Annotated in this window: 12 protein-coding genes; 4 read left to right on the top strand and 8 right to left on the bottom strand. The window is 69.9% G+C overall.

Features of this window, described 5'->3' with window-relative positions:
• Positions 1-91: 91 nt before the first annotated feature.
• Positions 92-649, bottom strand: a complete 558-nt coding sequence (locus GTZ93_RS25990) for a hypothetical protein (protein ID WP_233597333.1) — start codon at positions 647-649, stop codon at positions 92-94.
• A gap of 78 nt (positions 650-727) precedes the next feature.
• Positions 728-1,966, bottom strand: coding sequence for a citrate/2-methylcitrate synthase (locus GTZ93_RS25985; RefSeq protein ID WP_257979467.1), 1,239 nt, complete (start codon positions 1,964-1,966; stop codon positions 728-730).
• 173 nt (positions 1,967-2,139) lie between these two features.
• Here GTZ93_RS25985 and GTZ93_RS25980 point away from each other — a divergent pair, with 173 nt between their 5' ends.
• Together GTZ93_RS25980 and GTZ93_RS25975 are read left to right on the top strand one after the other, a co-directional pair.
• Entirely contained in the window at positions 2,140-2,916 is a 777-nt protein-coding gene (locus GTZ93_RS25980; RefSeq protein WP_139922379.1) for a class I SAM-dependent methyltransferase, read from the top strand.
• Positions 2,917-2,977: 61 nt separating this feature from the next.
• Positions 2,978-4,324, top strand: coding sequence for an alpha/beta hydrolase family protein (locus tag GTZ93_RS25975; RefSeq protein WP_161663056.1), 1,347 nt, complete (start codon positions 2,978-2,980; stop codon positions 4,322-4,324).
• Between the two features lie 3 nt (positions 4,325-4,327).
• Here GTZ93_RS25975 and GTZ93_RS25970 read toward each other — a convergent pair whose 3' ends face one another.
• The 3 genes from GTZ93_RS25970 to GTZ93_RS25960 all read right to left on the bottom strand — a co-directional run bounded on the left by GTZ93_RS25970 (position 4,328) and on the right by GTZ93_RS25960 (position 7,253).
• On the bottom strand, positions 4,328-4,624 hold the full coding sequence (locus GTZ93_RS25970) for a hypothetical protein (protein WP_139921246.1): 297 nt from the start codon (positions 4,622-4,624) through the stop codon (positions 4,328-4,330).
• The gene (locus tag GTZ93_RS25965; RefSeq protein WP_139921244.1) at positions 4,621-5,649 is read right to left on the bottom strand and encodes a prephenate dehydrogenase/arogenate dehydrogenase family protein; all 1,029 of its coding nucleotides are present in this window, start codon (positions 5,647-5,649) and stop codon (positions 4,621-4,623) included. The genes GTZ93_RS25970 and GTZ93_RS25965 overlap by 4 nt, the downstream gene beginning before the upstream one ends.
• 101 nt (positions 5,650-5,750) lie before the next feature.
• On the bottom strand, positions 5,751-7,253 hold the full coding sequence (locus GTZ93_RS25960) for a hypothetical protein (RefSeq protein WP_139921242.1): 1,503 nt from the start codon (positions 7,251-7,253) through the stop codon (positions 5,751-5,753).
• Between the two features lie 518 nt (positions 7,254-7,771).
• On the opposite strand from GTZ93_RS25960, the gene fusA reads away from it, so the two are divergent.
• Together fusA and GTZ93_RS25950 are read left to right on the top strand one after the other, a co-directional pair.
• Positions 7,772-9,877, top strand: coding sequence for an elongation factor G (fusA, locus tag GTZ93_RS25955; protein ID WP_139921239.1), 2,106 nt, complete (start codon positions 7,772-7,774; stop codon positions 9,875-9,877).
• Positions 9,878-10,005: 128 nt separating this feature from the next.
• Positions 10,006-11,262 (top strand): RNA polymerase sigma factor, encoded by a 1,257-nt coding sequence (locus tag GTZ93_RS25950; protein WP_120579722.1) that lies wholly within the window; start codon positions 10,006-10,008, stop codon positions 11,260-11,262.
• 9 nt (positions 11,263-11,271) lie between these two features.
• Here the strand turns inward: GTZ93_RS25950 and GTZ93_RS25945 are convergent, their stop codons facing one another.
• The 3 genes from GTZ93_RS25945 to GTZ93_RS25935 form a co-directional block, all read right to left on the bottom strand.
• Complete coding sequence (locus GTZ93_RS25945) at positions 11,272-12,720, bottom strand: PDZ domain-containing protein (RefSeq protein ID WP_139921237.1); 1,449 nt, start codon at positions 12,718-12,720, stop codon at positions 11,272-11,274.
• 36 nt (positions 12,721-12,756) lie between these two features.
• Positions 12,757-14,919 carry a DUF4082 domain-containing protein gene (locus GTZ93_RS25940; protein ID WP_257979401.1) on the bottom strand — a complete coding sequence of 721 codons (2,163 nt, stop codon included), beginning with the start codon at positions 14,917-14,919 and terminating at the stop codon, positions 12,757-12,759.
• An 81-nt stretch (positions 14,920-15,000) separates the two neighbouring features.
• Positions 15,001-15,801, bottom strand: a complete 801-nt coding sequence (locus GTZ93_RS25935; protein WP_139921233.1) for a hypothetical protein — start codon at positions 15,799-15,801, stop codon at positions 15,001-15,003.
• Between the last annotated feature and the right edge of the window lie 15 nt (positions 15,802-15,816).

Genomic DNA, 15,816 nt, shown 5'->3' with positions numbered 1-15,816 from the left:
CAGTGACTAACGCGCCAGCAAGGTAAGGCTGTTCATCCCTTGCCGTCCACCCACGCGCGGTGCAGGAGCGTGGGGGACACACCCCGTGAACTCAGGGCGTGCGGGACGCCACGGCGGGCGCGGCGGTCATCGCCTGGCTGAGCTTCCGGGCACCTTCCGAGAAGGCGCCGCGTGCGATTTCCTGCCCGGAGGTGCCGAGCACCTGGGCGAACACGTGGTCGAACCCCTTCTCCAGGCCCATGGACTTGTGGGGTTCACCCTTGGAGTCCGCGACCATGTAGAGCGACGAGTCCAGCTCGGCGGGCGGTGCCTCGCCCTTCTGGCGGTACAGGTCCTTCATGGCGGCGAGCGACTCGTTGTGGCTCTTGCGGATCTCCCCGCGCGCAATGCCCTTGAAGAGGCCCGAAACGTCGCGCAGGTCCACGTGGATGACGACGATGGGCTTCTTCTCACGCACGTCGTAGATGAACTGGGAAGCTCGCTGGCGCAGCTCATCCTTGGTGCCCTTGTTGGCATACAGCACCAGGGTGGGCCGGCCCTGCCCGATGGGGACCTCCTTGCCGAACACGTCCTTGAGTTCAGCGGCGCTGGCCGGGAGAGCTCCCAGCAATCCGAGCAGGCAGGTCAGCAGGGCGGTCTTCTTCATCATGCAGTGGCTCCAAAGGGTGAAGAGTCGCAATGGGTCCACAAACATCGCCACCCCCATCCTGAATCCCGGCCGATGAATTCAATCTGTCCCTGGTGAAGAGGGGCCGACGTAGCGAGCCCTGGGGCGCAGCAGGTGGCCCTGCTCCCGCTGTTCCAGCACGTGCGCCACCCAGCCCGCCGAGCGCCCCACCGCGAACACCGTCGCCGCCGCGCCCTTCGGCAGCCCCAGCGCCTCTGCCAGCATCACCAGCCCCACCTCCATCGAAGGCGCGGGATGCCCCGCGTCGCGCATCACGTCCACCAGCGCGGAGCCCACGCGTACCGCCCTCGCATCCGGGCGCAGCTCCCGCGCGGCCAGGATGAGCGGGGGCGTGCGCGGGTCTCCCTGGGGATACAGCCGGTGGCCGAAGCCCGGCACCGATTCGCCCCGGAGGACGTACGTGTCCACCACCTCCTTCGCCCGCTCCGGACGGCCCACCTCCGTGAGGAGCGCCTCCACGCGGTCGCACGCGCCCCCGTGCTTCGCTCCGGAGAGCGCCGCCATCGCCGCGCCCACGCAGGAGTACAGGTCCGCGCCAGAGGATGCCGTCACCCGGGCGGCGAACGTCGACACGTTCAGCTCATGGTCCGCGCAGAGCACCAGCGCCTGGTTCAACGACGCCGCAGCGTGCGCTGAGCGGGCGTCCCACGCGTGCGCCAGCGAGCCCGCCACCGTTTGTTCCCTCAAGGCGGGAGCCACGCGCTCCGGCGCCCGGGCCGCGCACACCCACGCCGCCAGGTGACGCAGCAGGCTCCGGGCCCGCACGAGCTCCTGGTCCGGTGGCGCCGCGAAGCGCACCGCGTCCCGTGCGCCCAGCAGGGACACCAGCGTCGCCAGCACCTTCGCGGGAGGAGTGCCCTGGGGCAGGAGCGCCGCCAGCGCGGAAGGCGGGAAGGGCGCTCGCGGCGCGCGCCACGTCGTGTCCCGGTGTTTCGGTAGCGCGCCGGACCAGAGCAGCTCCGCTACGTCCTCGAAGGAGCGCCCTTTCGTGGCCAGCTCCACCGCGGAGTGGCTTCCCCGGTACGCCAGGCCTTTGGCCTCCACGCGCGAGACCGCGGAGTCGATGACGGGCTCGCCCCAGCGCAGCGCTCCCGCCGCCACCGCCGCGTGTCCCGCCCTCGCGTCGTGGCGGACCTTCAGCCGCTCCAGGTCCGCGCGTGCGTAGCGGTTCTCCTTCGTTCCCTGCACCGGCACGCACCGCACCAGTCCCCGGCTCACGTAGGTGTAGAGCGTCGCGAGCTTCACGCCGAGCAGCGCCGCGGCCTCGCTCGCCGACACCAGGGCTTCCTCGCGCTCAGGTCGATGTTCGAATCGAGATTGAGAGCGTCCACCCCGGCGTCTATCCATGCTCCATCCACCTCCTGGCAGGGGAGTGTCGGCGCGCCGCGCATGCGCTGTCGACGTGTCTTTCCTGATGGACGCGTGGAGCCCTGAACCCTGGAGGACATGCCATGCAGGTGGACTTTGGCCGCACGTCGGAGGACTACGCCCGGCACCGCGCCGGCTTTCCGGAGGCCTTCTTCGAGAAACTCATCCGTGAGGGCGTCTTTCATCCGGGACAGCGCGTGCTCGACCTGGGCGCGGGCACGGGCACGCTCGCACGGGGGCTGGCGAAGCGCGGGGGCGACGTCACGGCGCTGGACCTCTCAGAGCCCATGCTGGATTCGGCGCGTCGGCTCGCGAGCGAAGAGGGGCTGTCCATCGACTTCCGCGTGGCTCCGGCGGAGCGGACTGGCTTGACGCCGGAGTCCTTCGGGCTCGTCACCGCCGGCACGTGCTGGCATTGGTTCGACCGCGCCGCCGCGGCCCGCGAGGCCTTCCGGGTGCTGGCGCCGGGAGGCCGGATGGTCATCGCGCACTTCGACTGGCTGCCTCTGCCGGGAAATATCGTGCAGGTCGTCCACACCCTCATCGACACCTTCAATCCCTCGCAGGTCGCGCCCTACGTCGAGTTCGGACACGACGCCGGCATCTACCCGCGCTGGTTCCAGGACGTCGCCACCGCGGGCTTCACCGGTCTGGAGTCCTTCTCCTTCGACACCGTCGTCCACTACTCCCTTGAAGCGTGGATGGGACGGGTGCGCGCCAGCGCCAAGGTGGGCCCGGTGCTCTCCGAGGACGAGGCCGCCCGGTTCGATGTCGCGCACGCGAAGCTCCTCGCGGAGCGGTTCCCCCAGACGCCGTTCGCCGTGCCCCACCGCGTGTTCGCGCTGGTTGCGACGCGGTGAGTGACAGAAGTGGAGGCCTGCGGTGTTCGAAGCGCCAGCACTTCGCTGGAGGCCAGAGACCATGGGCATCACACTGGACCGTCGCTCCCTCATCCAAGCCAGCCTGGGGCTGACCGGGGGGCTCGCGCTCCTCCGGGGCGCTCCCGCGGCGGCGGCCGGACAGCCGTCCACGACCTCGTCGTCCCCCTCGTCTTCCGACGAGCCCCGGCCCTGGTGGGAGCTGGGCCTGATGGCGGACCCCATCATGGAGAGCCAACTCCTGCACTTCCTGGCCGGGACCTACAGCGCGCAGTCGGACATCAGCGAGGTGCTGGACACCGCGTCCCGCATCGTCGCGGGGGATGACTGGAGCTGGCCCAACGAGTGGGTCAGCACCGCCGACCGCATCCGTGCCATGGGCGACGTGAGCCTGTCCCGCCGCCACTCCATCAGCGCGGGCAATGCCTACCTGCGCGCCGCCAACTACTACCGCGCCGCGCTCATCCACCACCCCGAGCCCACCCACCCAAGCGTGGTCGCCACCGGGCGCAAGGCGGTGGACGCCTACAACAAGGCGCTCCACCTGTTGAAGATACCGGGCACGCCCGTGCGCATCCCGTACGAGGGCACCACTCTGCCCGGCTACTTCTTCCGCGCCCCGAGCGCCCGGAGCATCGCGCCGCTGCTCATCTTCCAGCAGGGCCGCGACGCGTGGCCGGAGGAGTCCAAGTACGTCATCGACGCGGCGCTCGCGCGGGGCTACCACTGCCTCATCGTGCACGCGCCCGGCCAGGGCATGGCCATCCGCGAGCAGGGGCTGCCCTTCCGTCACGATTGGGAGCAGGTCATCCGCCCGGTGGTGGACTTCGCCCTGTGCATCGCGGGCGTGGACTCGCGGCGCATCGCGCTGCTGGGGTGGAGCATGGGCGGTGCGCTGGTGCCGCGCGCCGCCGCGTTCGAGCGGCGCATCAAGATCCTCATCCCCAATCCCGGCGTCCTCAACTGGGGTCAGTCCTCCTTCGAGCAGTTCAACATGTACTTCCCGGAGCTGATGCAGCTGCTGGACAGCAACCCCCAGGCCTTCGACGCGGCCATGGCCCAGCTGATGGAGCAGGTGTTCCTGTATCGCTGGTACATGAAGGACTCGATGACCAAGCACGGCGTCAGCACGCCGTCGGCCCTGCTCTTCGAGCTGCGCCGGTTCAACAACGAGCCCATCGTCCACCGCATCCGCTGCCGCACGCTGGTGATGGATGGCACCGCGGAGGCGTTCTCCCAGGGCCAGGCCCGGCTGCTCTTCGACGCGCTGGAGTGCCCGAAGGACTACATGCTCTTCACCACCCAGGACACGGGGCTCCTGCACTGCCAGGAGGGCGCGCAGGCCGTGGCCAACCACCGGATGTTCGACTGGCTGGACGAGTACCTCTGAGGCTCAGTCCAGCACCCCGCTGGACTCCTCGCCGAACAACACGAACTCCGCCTCTTCCCGCGTGGAGAACGCCCGGCCATGGCGCTTCAGGTAATGGGAGAGGCGGGTGGAGAGGCCATCACCCAGCAGCATGAAGTCCCGCACGAGCGCGCCGTCGCGAGGCATGCGCGTCCAGTGCTGAAGCTCACCGGCCACCAGCGCATAGGTGCCTCCGAGCCGCGCTTCATGTTCGAGGATGCGCTTCACCGCCGCGGCCTCGCGCTGCCAGGCCTGGGTCTTCCGGGCCTGGCGCCGCGTCATCGCAGGCCGCTACCCAGTACGGCGCGGAAGACGGCCTCCACCTCCTGCGCGTCCACGCCCAGCTCCCGGGCCCACGCCCGGCGCACGGCGAGCAGCGTCTCCGTGCGAGCGGGCTCGTTCCCGGCCTCCTGGGCACGGCGCTGACGGCGGGCCAGTTCCTCGCGGCGGGCGAGCAGTTCCACCAGTTCGCGGTCGAGCGCATCGATGTGCTCACGCGGCTCGCGGGGCGCAGGCGCCTCGGGTTCCAGGCCGGGCACGGCGACGCCCGCCGCCTCGGATGCCTGCGTCACCGTGGGGGCCGCCTCCAGGTCGCGGTGGATGTCCTGGAGCGCCGCGAGCAGTTGGCCTCGCGCCTGCGTGGCGAAGGGGTTCTCCTGCTGGATGGCGTTGAAGAGATGGCCCGCGTCCGCGCGTACGGTCTCGATGGTGCGCGACAGCGCCTTGAAGCTGGCCGGCGCGAAGGGCACGTCCGCCGCCGCGCCGGAGTCCACCATCCCCTTGGCCACGAAGAAGGTGAGCGCATGCGTGCGCGCCATCACCTGGTCATGGCCCTCTGGCGACTGCTCAATCACCTCGCAGCCCAGCCCCTCGTAGAAGCGCCGGGCGCGCGGGGCTGCTTCCGGATGCAGTGGGTTGGGGCAGAGCACGACGCGCATGGGTCGCTCGGCCATGGCCAGGCTCAAGGGGCCAAAGAGGGGATGCGTGCCTACCCAGGGCACCTGTTCGCCCAGCACCTCTGTCAGCGCCTCCACGGGCTTCACCTTCACGCTGCCCACGTCCAGCACCAGGTGCTCCGGCTTCAGGTGGGGCCGCAGGGAGCGCAGCACGTCCCGCATCTGGGGCACCGGCACCGCCACCACCACCAGCTCCGCCCCTTCCAGCAGCTCGTGTACCGAGTGCGCGCGGAGCGGCTCCGGGATGTCCGCCACCGGGTCCAGGGCGCGGTGCTCCACGCCCACCGCCTCCAGCAGCGTTCCCAGCGCGCGTCCAAAACGTCCGTATCCCACGAGTGCGACATGCGACATGCGCCGGAGTCTACGCGGGCACGCGACCGATAAACGACCGCCGGGTCCCTCGTGAAGAGGAACCCGGCGGGGGACGACTTGCCAGGATGGACGGCCTGGGACTACCGGGCGCGGGACATCTCCACCGTGAGGCAGGACTCGGTCTTCTCCGGGAGGACGAAGAAGGGCTGCTGGCGGCTCAGGCCCTGGGCCGTGCCAAGCCAGCCGTCGCCAATCTGCCCGGCGCCGTCGTACACCAGCGCCAGCCAGTCATGCTGCGCCGCCGGGATGAGGTCCGTGGTGTCGGCGTCGCGGTTGAGGCTGTACGCGTAGGACGCGGTCTGGATGACGCCGTCGCCGTTGAAGTCCAGGTTCGCGCTCGCGGTGCCGGCGCGCTGCACGCCGTTGATGCGCACGCCGATGTGGGCCAGGTCCGCCTCCGTGGTGGGCGCGACGGGAGCGAACGCGGAGACCTCGTTGACGGACGCCTCGCTGATGGCGGCGACGCGCACGCGCGAGTAGTCCAGCACGTTGTCCACGCCGTCCATGCGCAGGCCGAACATCTGGTACTCGTAGTTCATCTGGCTCAGGTAGTTGGCCTTGTAGTTGCTGTCGTCGTTGCCGCCGTGACGCAGGCCGATGTTGTGCCCCAGTTCGTGCATGAGGGTGCCGGCCTGCTGCAGCTCCGTGCCGCCCGCCACGGGCCAGCCGCCCAGCGTCACCACGAAGTCATGCGCGGGGATGCCGCGGGAGATGCCGCTGGAGGTGCCGCCGTTGTACGTGTTCGCGAACAGGGCGTAGTGGAAGAAGGGCGCGCGGCGCGACTTGAAGTACTTGGCCTTGATGACGTCGAAGTCCGTCCACACGGGGGTCAGGTCCGTGTCCGCGTCCGCGGCGGCGATCTGCGAGTCCAGCACCAGGTGCAGCGCGATGCCCGTGGTGCCGTTGGGGTTGGACACCGGCGCGTTGGCGAAGGACGTCGTCACGCGGTCCAGCGCCGCCTGCGTGGGCTTGCGGTCCGCGTAGTAGTCCACCTCCACGAACACGTCCTTCTTGCGCGGATCCGCGCCCCAGTAGCGCAGGTCCACGCCGCCGTAGCCGTACAGCTCCGCGAAGTCGCTGATGCGGTCCCCGTCCGTGTCGGAGCTGTTGGGGTTGGTGCCGTAGCGGGCCTCGGCCGCGTCGCAGACGCCGTCGCCGTCGGAGTCCACGGCGTTGAGCGCGCACAGGTACACGGGCTGCACGGCGGAGACCTCATACTCGGCCCCGTCATACGTCATCGTCGAGTACTTGGGCCGGTGGTAGACGGTGACGGAGCGGAAGCCCGCGCGGCTGTAGACGAGCCGCACCGCCTCCTCACCGGACGCCGCGGTGATCAGCTGGACGTTGTTCTCGCCGTTGCGGTTGCCATACGCGTCGAAGACGTAGAGGCCGGACGAGTCCGTGGACTGGGTCGCGAGCCCGGTACCGCAGCCGGTGCCGCTGCAGGTGCCGGAGGCGACGATGACCGTCACGCCTTCCACGGCACTGCCCGACGCGGAGTCGTAGATGTAACCGTAGACACACCCATTCAAGCCGACGAGACCCATGGAGGCCGTCAGCAGGCTTTTGTAGAACGTGGACATACTTCCCCCTCGGAGGAACCAGGGGTTGGCTTCTGTCGCCAACCGCCACATGTACGGCGCCCGCGGCGGATATTCTTTCGGGGATTTATTTCCGGCCCTGGAACACGGGGAAGGCCGTCGGGTTGACAGCGGGGGCTGTCTGTCTTACTCCTATCTCGTCATGAGGCCCGTCACTCTCCATGCCCTGCCTGTCCTGAGCGCCTTCGCGCCGGCGGCGGACGTGCGCCTCGCCCCCCGTCACGAGGTCCTGCTCGATATTTGAGCAGGCGGACCGGAGTCCTCCGGTGCGCGCGTGGCTGGTTGCCCGCGCACCGTGAGCTCCGTCTCCGCCCGTCCCCTCCCTGGGGGTGCCTTCGTGTGTCCTCGCGCGTTCCCGTGGCGGCCTGACGTGCCGTTCCGGCCACTCGTGCGCGTGCGCGCCTGAAGACAGCCACCGGTCCCTTCCACGCATCCAACCGGCAGCTCAATCCAATACACACCCGCGGGCCTCGCTGCCCGGACGGGAACGGGAGTCTTCCATGTCTCGCACCACGCGCATCGATCGGTATCGCAACATCGGCATCATGGCCCACATCGACGCGGGCAAGACGACGCTCACCGAGCGCGTCCTCTTCTTCACCGGCCGCATCCACTCCACGGGAGAGGTGCACACGGGCTCCACGGAGATGGACTGGATGGAGCAGGAGAAGAAGCGCGGCATCACCATCACCTCCGCGGCGACGACGGCCTTCTGGCAGCCCCGGCACGGGCGGGAGGCGGGCGTGCCCCACCGCATCAACATCCTGGACACGCCGGGCCACGTGGACTTCACCATCGAGGTGGAGCGCTCGCTGCGCGTGCTGGACGGCGCGGTGGCGGTGTTCGACGCCAGCCAGGGCGTGGAGCCGCAGTCGGAGACGGTGTGGCGTCAGGCGGACCGCTACGGCGTGCCGCGCATCGCGTTCATCAACAAGATGGACAAGGTGGGCGCGGACTTCGCCCTGAGCGTGCAGTCCATGGTGGACCGGCTGGGCGTGCGCCCGGTGGCCGTGCAGTGGCCCGTGGGCGACGGCGCGGACTTCCAGGGACTCGTGGACCTGGTGCGCATGCGGTTGGTGCGCTTCCAGGGCGACGACGGCGGCTTTGACGACGACGCGCCTGTGCCTCCAGAGCTGGTGGAGGCGGTGCTGCCGTACCGCATGCGCCTCATTGAAGTGTGCGCGGACCTGGACGCGGGCGTGATGGAGAAGTTCGTGGACGGGCGGGTGGAGGACATCACCGCGGAGGAACTGGAGCGCGCGCTGCGCTCGGGCACCCTCGCGCGGACGCTGGTGCCGGTGCTGTGCGGGTCGGCCTTCAAGAAGAAGGGAGTGCAGATGCTCTTGGATGCGGTCGTCAGCTATCTGCCGTCACCCGCGGACGTGGCCGCCGTGGACGGCTTTGCGCCCGTCACCGGCGAGCGCGTCAGCCGTCCCGTGTCGGACTCGGGTCCGCCCACCGCGCTGGCGTTCAAGTTGATGAGCGACAAGGCCGTGGGAGGCATCGTGTTCCTGCGGGTGTACTCGGGCACGCTGCGCGCGGGCACCGTGCTGCTCAACCCCGTCACCGGACGGAAGGAGCGGGTGGGGCGCCTGATGTTCATGCACGCCAACCGCCGCGAGGAGGTGGCGGAGGTGCACGCGGGCGACCTGTGCGCGGCGCTGGGGCTCAAGGGCGTACGCACGGGCGACACGCTGTGCGACCCGGAGGCACCGGTGGTGCTGGAGGCGTTGAACGTGATGGAGCCCGTGGTGCAGCTCGCCGTGGAGGCGCGCTCTCCCGCGGAGCTGCCGAAGTTGGAAGAGGGCCTGCAACGGCTGGCGGCGGAGGACCCGTCGCTGCGCCTGGGCGTGGATCCGGAGAGCGGCCAGGTGCTGCTGTCCGGCATGGGTGAGCTGCACCTGGAGGTGGTCGTGGACCGGTTGAGGACGGAGTTCGGCGTGGAGGCGCGCGTGGGACAGCCGAAGGTGGCGTACCGCGACACGCTCCGGAGCGCGGTGCGCCAGGAGTACCGCCACGTCCGCCAGTCCGGCGGGCCCGGACAGTACGCACGCGTGGTGCTGGACGTGGGGCCGGCGCCGCGAGGGGCGGGGCTCGTCTTCGTGGACGCCACGAAGGGTGGCTCCATCCCCCGCGAGCTGGTGCCCGCCATTGAAAAGGGCGTGGCTGGCGCCATGGCGAAGGGCATGCGGGAGGGCGTGCCGCTGGTGGACGTGGAGGTACGGCTGGTGGATGGGGACACGCACGTGAAGGACTCCACGCCGCAGGCCTTCATGGTGGCGGGCTCGCTGGCGCTCCAGGAGGCCGCACGGCGCGTGGGCGTGCAGGGGCTGGAGCCGGTGATGGAGGTGGAGGTGGTGACGCCGGAGGAGTTCCTGGGCGACGTGCTGGGCGACCTGGCGTCGCGGCGGGGACGGGTGTTGGGGATGGAGGCGAAGGGGACGGCGCGGTGCGTGTCCGCGCGCGTGCCCATGGCGCGCCTGTTCGGCTACGTGACGGCGCTGCGTGGCCGCACGCAGGGGCGGGCCCAGGCGAGCATGCGCCTGGGGACGTACGAGCCGGTGCCGGAGTCGGCCGCTGGCCTGGCAGCCGAGGCGCGGGCGTGAGGTGACGGCCCCGGGCTTCCCTGATGAGGGGAGGCCCGGGGCCGTGCTGTCTTCGCGGGAAATCGAACCCCCTGTCGATTTCCGGGGCGCCCATTCGACGTGCATTTGATTGAGTTCGCGCCGTGACGATGTCCAAGGCGCAGGCCGCGGTGCACGCGGTGTGGAGAATCGAGTCCGCCCGGCTCATTGCCGGGCTTGCGCGCATGGTGCGCGACGTGGGGCAGGCCGAGGAGCTGGCGCAGGACGCGCTGGTCGTGGCGCTGGAGAAATGGCCGGTGTCGGGCGTGCCGGAGAACCCGGGCGCGTGGCTCATGGCCACCGCGAAGCGCCGCGCCATCGACGAGATGCGCCGTCACAAGCTGCTCGCGCGTAAGCACGAGGAGCTGGGGCATGGGCTGGAGGAGGCGGAGGTGCCAGACCTGGACGCGGCCCTGGACGACGACGTCGGCGACGACCTGTTGCGCCTCATCTTCACGTCCTGCCATCCGGTGCTGTCCCCGGAGGCGCGGGTGGCGCTCACGCTGCGGCTGTTGGGCGGCCTGACGACGGATGAAATCGCCCGCGCGTTCCTGGTGCCGGAGCCCACGGTGGCCCAGCGCATCGTCCGGGCCAAGCGCACGCTGGCGGAGAAGGGCGTCCCCTTCGAGGTCCCTCATGGCGACGAGCTGGCTGCGCGGCTCGCGTCGGTGCTGGAGGTCGTCTACCTCATCTTCAACGAGGGCTATGCCGCGACCGCGGGCGATGGCTGGATGCGGCCGGAACTCTGCCAGGACGCGCTTCGCCTGGGCCGCATCCTCGCGGAGCTGGCGCCGGGCGAGCCGGAGGTGCACGGGCTGGTGGCGCTGATGGAGATTCAAGCGTCGCGGTCCCGGGCGCGGGTGGGGCCCTCGGGGGAACCCGTGCTGCTGCTGGAGCAGAACCGCGGGCAGTGGGATCAGCTCCTCATCCGCCGCGGGCTCGCGGCGCTGGAGCGCTCGGAGAAGGCCGGGCCGGCGGGGCCCTACACGGTGCAGGCCTCCATCGCCGCGTGCCACGCACGAGCGCGCACGCCGGAGGCGACGGACTGGCCGCGCATCGCGGCGCTCTACGCGGTGCTCGCGAGGCTCACGCCGTCACCGGTGGTGGAGTTGAACCGCTCTGTCGCCCTGTCGATGGCGTTCGGTCCCGCGGTGGGGTTGGAGCTGGTGGACCAGCTCGTGGCCGAGCCGTCGCTCAAGCACTACCACCTGCTGCCGAGCGTGCGCGGCGACCTGCTCCAGAAGCTGGGGCGTCTCAAGGAGGCCCGGGCGGAGTTTGAACGGGCCGCGTCGCTCACGCGCAACGCGAAGGAACAGGCGCTGCTGCGCGCGCGTGCCGCCGCCTGCTCGGGCGAGAAGCCGTCGTAGTCCCGCGCGCTAGGGGTTGTGGCAGTTGACGAGGTTGGTGATGCCGGAGCCCTTCACCCGGTAGTCGTAGTTGTGGTGGCCGGTGCCGTGGGCGGACTCGACTTCGGGCTGGGCCCTGAGCCAGGCCACGGTGGCGGCGATGTCGGCGCAGGGGGTGGGAATCTCCTGCGTGAAGCGCTGATCCAACGCCTGCCACCGGCGGCTGCCCTCTTCGTAGCCCTTGCTCCGAGCCTCCACGAACGCCGGCGTGACGATGGTCACCTCGCGCGTGTCCGAGCCCCGGGTGCTGCCGTCCGCGAAGCGAGCCTCCACGGACAGCCGCACGGTGCGCGCGGTGGACGTGTCCAGCGTCAGCTCCGTCGTCACCTCCGCCGCGCCCGAGGGTACGGGCACCGTGGCGAAGCGCTTCTTCACCTTGCCCCGTGCATCCACCTCCACGAACGTCACCGAGGCCATCGGGGGGACGACGCTGTCGAGCCCCGACGCCTCCACAGTCAGCGCGGCCTTCGTTCCCGTGGCGTATTCCTCCGGTGCGCCGCGAAGGCCGATCAACCGGAGGCCGCCCGAGTCTTCGTCCGGGAGCGTCTGCTCGCACTTCAGCGACAGCTTCACCGGGAGGGACTGCTGGAGTGCGGGCTCGTCCTTGCACGACAGCTCCGCGCGCAGCGTCACCGCCAGCGACGACTTCCCCGAGGCGCAGGCCCGGGTGACGTCGCGGATGGACCACAGCGGCAGGTCGAAGGTGAAGTCCTGCCCGGTGTACGCGGAGTCCGCGGCGGGCTGGAACGTCCGGGGCAATCCCTTGCTCGGGCCGCTCAGCACCACCTTCTCCAGCCGGTCGGGACACCGCGCGTCCAGGGTGAGCTCCGGGTGGATCCACAGCCCGGTGAAGCCGCCTCCGTCAACGGACCGCAGCTGGCCGCCTTTCACCCAGGCCTCGCTCTGGTGGCGGAGCTCGAGGCCCGGCTTCTCACGAGGCATCCGGTGCAGCTCCCTCAGGCGCCGGGCCTCATGCAGTTGATGCTGGAGGAGCGACAGACGCGCCCGCTTCTCCGGGGGCAGGGGGAAGCCGGGGAACTCCTCGTCGGGGCGCGGATCATCGCGCTTGAGGCCGATGTAGCGTCCGTCCTCGCGCGTGTTCCCCACGAAGAGCAGCAGCGGTTCATCCCAGGTGGCGATGAGCGCGTCGTGCAGGTCCGTCTGGCCCAGCTTCTCGATGGGACCCCGCGCGAACGTCCGCTCCGGTGACTCGATGCGCAGGATGCGCGTGCCGGGCGTCAGCTTCGCCTGGTCGGCCGGCCTCCCTGGCTCCACCTGCGTGATGGTCACGGCCTTGCCGTCGGACTGGACGGTGAAACCGGAGGGATCCACCGTGACGGAGAACGGCGCCGCCGCGAGGAGCCACGTGGTGGCGAACAGGGACGTCGCTGCACTCAGGAGCAGGGGAGCGGCGGGCATCCGTGAAGCATACCCGCCCTCCCATGCGTCACGTGCTCAGGGCCGGGGCGACAGCTCCAGGTTGTCGAAGTTCGTGTCCCAGCCGTTGGACGTCGTCAGCGTGAAGACCGTGCAGGGCTGCGTCCAGGTGGGCACCACGTGCGTCACCTGGCCCGCCGTCAGCGGGAAGGTGAGGCTGGGCAGGTCGATGCAGCTCAGGGTGAGCGTGGCGCCCGTGTCCCACGTGAAGGCATCCAGGCCCAGGACGCGGCGCTGGCCGAAGATGGACAGGTTGGCCTGGGTGAGACCACCTCCGTTGAAGGAGATGCTCTTCGTGTCGAACCCGCCCCACGGCGACGCGATGTACCAGCGGTTGAGACCGAAGTGGATGGGGCCGTGCGGGCCGTTGAAGGTCTCATCCGCGCCGGGGAAGGAGTCGAAGGTGACGAGGTTCGTGGACGGGCCCACGGGGATGGCCAGCGCGTGCGTGTTGTTGCCCGGCACGAAGTCCGTCTCCGAAGAGGAGATGGTGGCCTGGCTGGTGAACGTCCCGGCGCTGAATGGGATGGCCTCCACGTGGACGGTGAAGCTCGCGCCCGGCGCCAGGATGGGGGCGCCACACTGCAGGTCACTGAAGAACCCGCAGTGCCCGCCGTTCACCGGCGGAGCGTTCGCCGAGTAGAAGAAGTAGTTCAAGCCCGCGGGGATCGGGACGTCGAGCACGACGTTGGTGGCGGTCGCCGGGCCATTGTTCGTCACGGTGATGTCGTAGAAGAGCACGTCACCGTTGGCGCCCGTGCCGTCAGAGAACGACTGCGTCACGGCCAGGTCCACCGTCGCGGGACCGCTGGGCTCCGAGGGGACGAACGTCACGTCCACCCAGAAGTTGGTGTTGAGCCACGCCTCCGTGGGGAACGCGCTGCCGTTGAGGTTGCGAACGCCGTTGCCGCTGGCTTCCACGGTAGAGGGCGCGTGCAGCGGGGGCATGTCCACGCCCGCGGTGCTGAAGTAGTACGGGGTGATGGCGTAGCGCCCGCCAGTGGCGAAGTACGACACGACGTAGGTCGTGTTCGCGGCCAGGCTCACGGGCGTGGAGAAGGCCAGCTCGCGCCAGCCGAAGCCCGTCTCCGCGGGCGTCGTCTCCGTGGTGGCCAGCAGGGTGCCGCTGGCGCTCCACAGGTGGCCCACGTGCGGGCCGGTGTCGGTGCTGCCCTTGTAGTAGCGGACCTTCGTCACCGTGCCCGCCACGTCGGTGCGGAACTTCACGCCGACCTCCGTGGGGGTGGCGTCGGCGTTCTCGAACTGCGGGTCGCCCGTCACGCTGTTCCACAGGCTGCAGGGGTTGCAGGCCATGTTCGGGAGCGTGGTGGCGTTGATGACCGTGGAGGACGCGCTGAGGTTGCCGGCGGCGTCACGGCCGCGCACGGCGTAGTTGTACCCGGTGGAGGGCGTCAGACCGGTGTCGCGGTAGCGCACGGTGGTGCCGGGCAGCTCCGCGATGAGCTCGTTGTTCCGGTACACCAGGTGCCAGCGGGCGTTGCCCTGCACCTCACCACTGCCGTCCACGGACGCGTACCAGGTCAGGTCGATGGCGGTGGACGAGCTGGGCAGCGCGGTGACGTTGGTGGGCGCGCGCGGCGCCGTGGTGTCATTGGCCTGGAAGGCCACGTCCACCCAGTAGTTGCTCGCGTTGAACGAGCTGGTGGGGAAGCCGCTGGTGCCGTAGCGATAGAGGCCGTTGTTGGACGCCTCGGCGTGCAGGGGTGGCGCATCCAGCGCGGACGCGAAGCCGTTGCTCGTCACGGCGTAGTGCCCCGCGGGCGCGTGATACGAGACAACGTAGTTCGTGTCGGCGGCGATGGTGACCGGCGAGGCGAAGCGCACCTCCTGCCAGCCGGAGGCCGTCTCGTTCTGGAAGGTGGCGGTGGCCATCAGTGAGCCGGACGCCGTCCACAGGCTGCCGGTGTGCGTGCCCGTGTTGCCCGCGCCCTTGTAGAAGCGCACGCCCATGATCCGTCCCGGAGCGTCGCTGCGGAAGCGAACACCCAGCTCCACCGCGCCGCTGTCGTCCGCGGCCGTCACGGCCGGAAGCGCGGTGGTACCCAGGAGCGACCGCTCACCGGCCAGCAGCGGCTGCGCGGCGGACGCGGCCTCCGGTGTCTCCTGGGTGGGCGGTTCCGCGGGAGCACAGCCCGCCTGAATCCATGTGAAACCCAGCACGAATGTCGTGACCCAGCGTGATGCATGTCGAAGCACGTCGGACTCCTGGTATGAGAAAACCGACGGTGGCTTCGCATGGTGTCAACATGAAATCCATGTATTCCATGGATGGTTGACATTTCTCGCGTGGCTGACGGCAAAAGGTCGGGGTCCCCGAGACAATTCCGCCAGGAATTGAAACAGCTCCATTTGTTCATGGGGTCGTACCAGCAACCACGTGTGGCCCTGTCCGGGGACCTCGCGCGAATCCAACCTCAGCCCGGCGGCACGCCAGGATTCGAGCGCCGTCCGCCAGAGGGGCGCGCTGCCATCCCGCTCTCCGATGAATGACAGGAGGGGCACCCTCGCGTGCGCGGAGCTCCGGGGCGGATTGTATTCATCGCCGCGAGACAAGCGGGGGGCGCCCGCAATCAGCACCAACGCGCGAAAGGCGTCAGGGCGCGCGGCCCACAGCTCGAGCGCCATCTGCGCGCCCGCGCTGAATCCCAGCAGCACGGGCCGTTCCGCATCCACGCCGGGGACGCGAGCCACCTCCGGCAGCGTGCCGAGCATCACCCGGTTCGCGTCCGCGCCGCTCCAGCCCTGCACGTGCTCACGGGGGAACGTCAGCAGCGCGTATCCCTGAGTGGCGAAGGCGTTGGCCAGGGGCTCCACCAGCGCCAGGCCATCCGTACCCGTCGGGTGCAGCCACACCACCAGCCGGTGCGGGTGTTCCGGGGTGGCCTTTTCGGAGACGAAGAGGCGATAGGGCAGGCCGTTCGCGGGAGCGCTCGTCCGCATCGGTGTAACGCCTGCCTCGGGCCCGCGAGGCAGGGGCGGCGCGGAGGCGCACGCGGTGGCCAGGGCCATGGTCAGCGCGGAGAGGCGAGCACGAGAGCCCAATGCCAGACACCTTCT

This window comes from Corallococcus exiguus (genome assembly GCF_009909105.1).
Taxonomy (GTDB): domain Bacteria; phylum Myxococcota; class Myxococcia; order Myxococcales; family Myxococcaceae; genus Corallococcus; species Corallococcus exiguus.
The sequence above is the reverse complement of the archived record's forward strand: the minus strand, read 5'-3'. Positions and strand labels throughout refer to the sequence as shown.

What these genes read in the sequence shown, in the direction of transcription:
- GTZ93_RS25980 (WP_139922379.1), top strand. Translation starts at nt 2,140, where the DNA reads ATGCAGGTGGACTTTGGCCGCACGTCGGAGGACTACGCCCGGCACCGC.
- GTZ93_RS25960 (WP_139921242.1), bottom strand. Translation starts at nt 7,253, where the DNA reads ATGTCCACGTTCTACAAAAGCCTGCTGACGGCCTCCATGGGTCTCGTC.
- GTZ93_RS25950 (WP_120579722.1), top strand. Translation starts at nt 10,006, where the DNA reads ATGTCCAAGGCGCAGGCCGCGGTGCACGCGGTGTGGAGAATCGAGTCC.
- fusA (WP_139921239.1), top strand. Translation starts at nt 7,772, where the DNA reads ATGTCTCGCACCACGCGCATCGATCGGTATCGCAACATCGGCATCATG.
- GTZ93_RS25965 (WP_139921244.1), bottom strand. Translation starts at nt 5,649, where the DNA reads ATGTCGCATGTCGCACTCGTGGGATACGGACGTTTTGGACGCGCGCTG.
- GTZ93_RS25990 (WP_233597333.1), bottom strand. Translation starts at nt 649, where the DNA reads ATGATGAAGAAGACCGCCCTGCTGACCTGCCTGCTCGGATTGCTGGGA.
- GTZ93_RS25970 (WP_139921246.1), bottom strand. Translation starts at nt 4,624, where the DNA reads ATGACGCGGCGCCAGGCCCGGAAGACCCAGGCCTGGCAGCGCGAGGCC.
- GTZ93_RS25945 (WP_139921237.1), bottom strand. Translation starts at nt 12,720, where the DNA reads ATGCCCGCCGCTCCCCTGCTCCTGAGTGCAGCGACGTCCCTGTTCGCC.
- GTZ93_RS25975 (WP_161663056.1), top strand. Translation starts at nt 2,978, where the DNA reads ATGGGCATCACACTGGACCGTCGCTCCCTCATCCAAGCCAGCCTGGGG.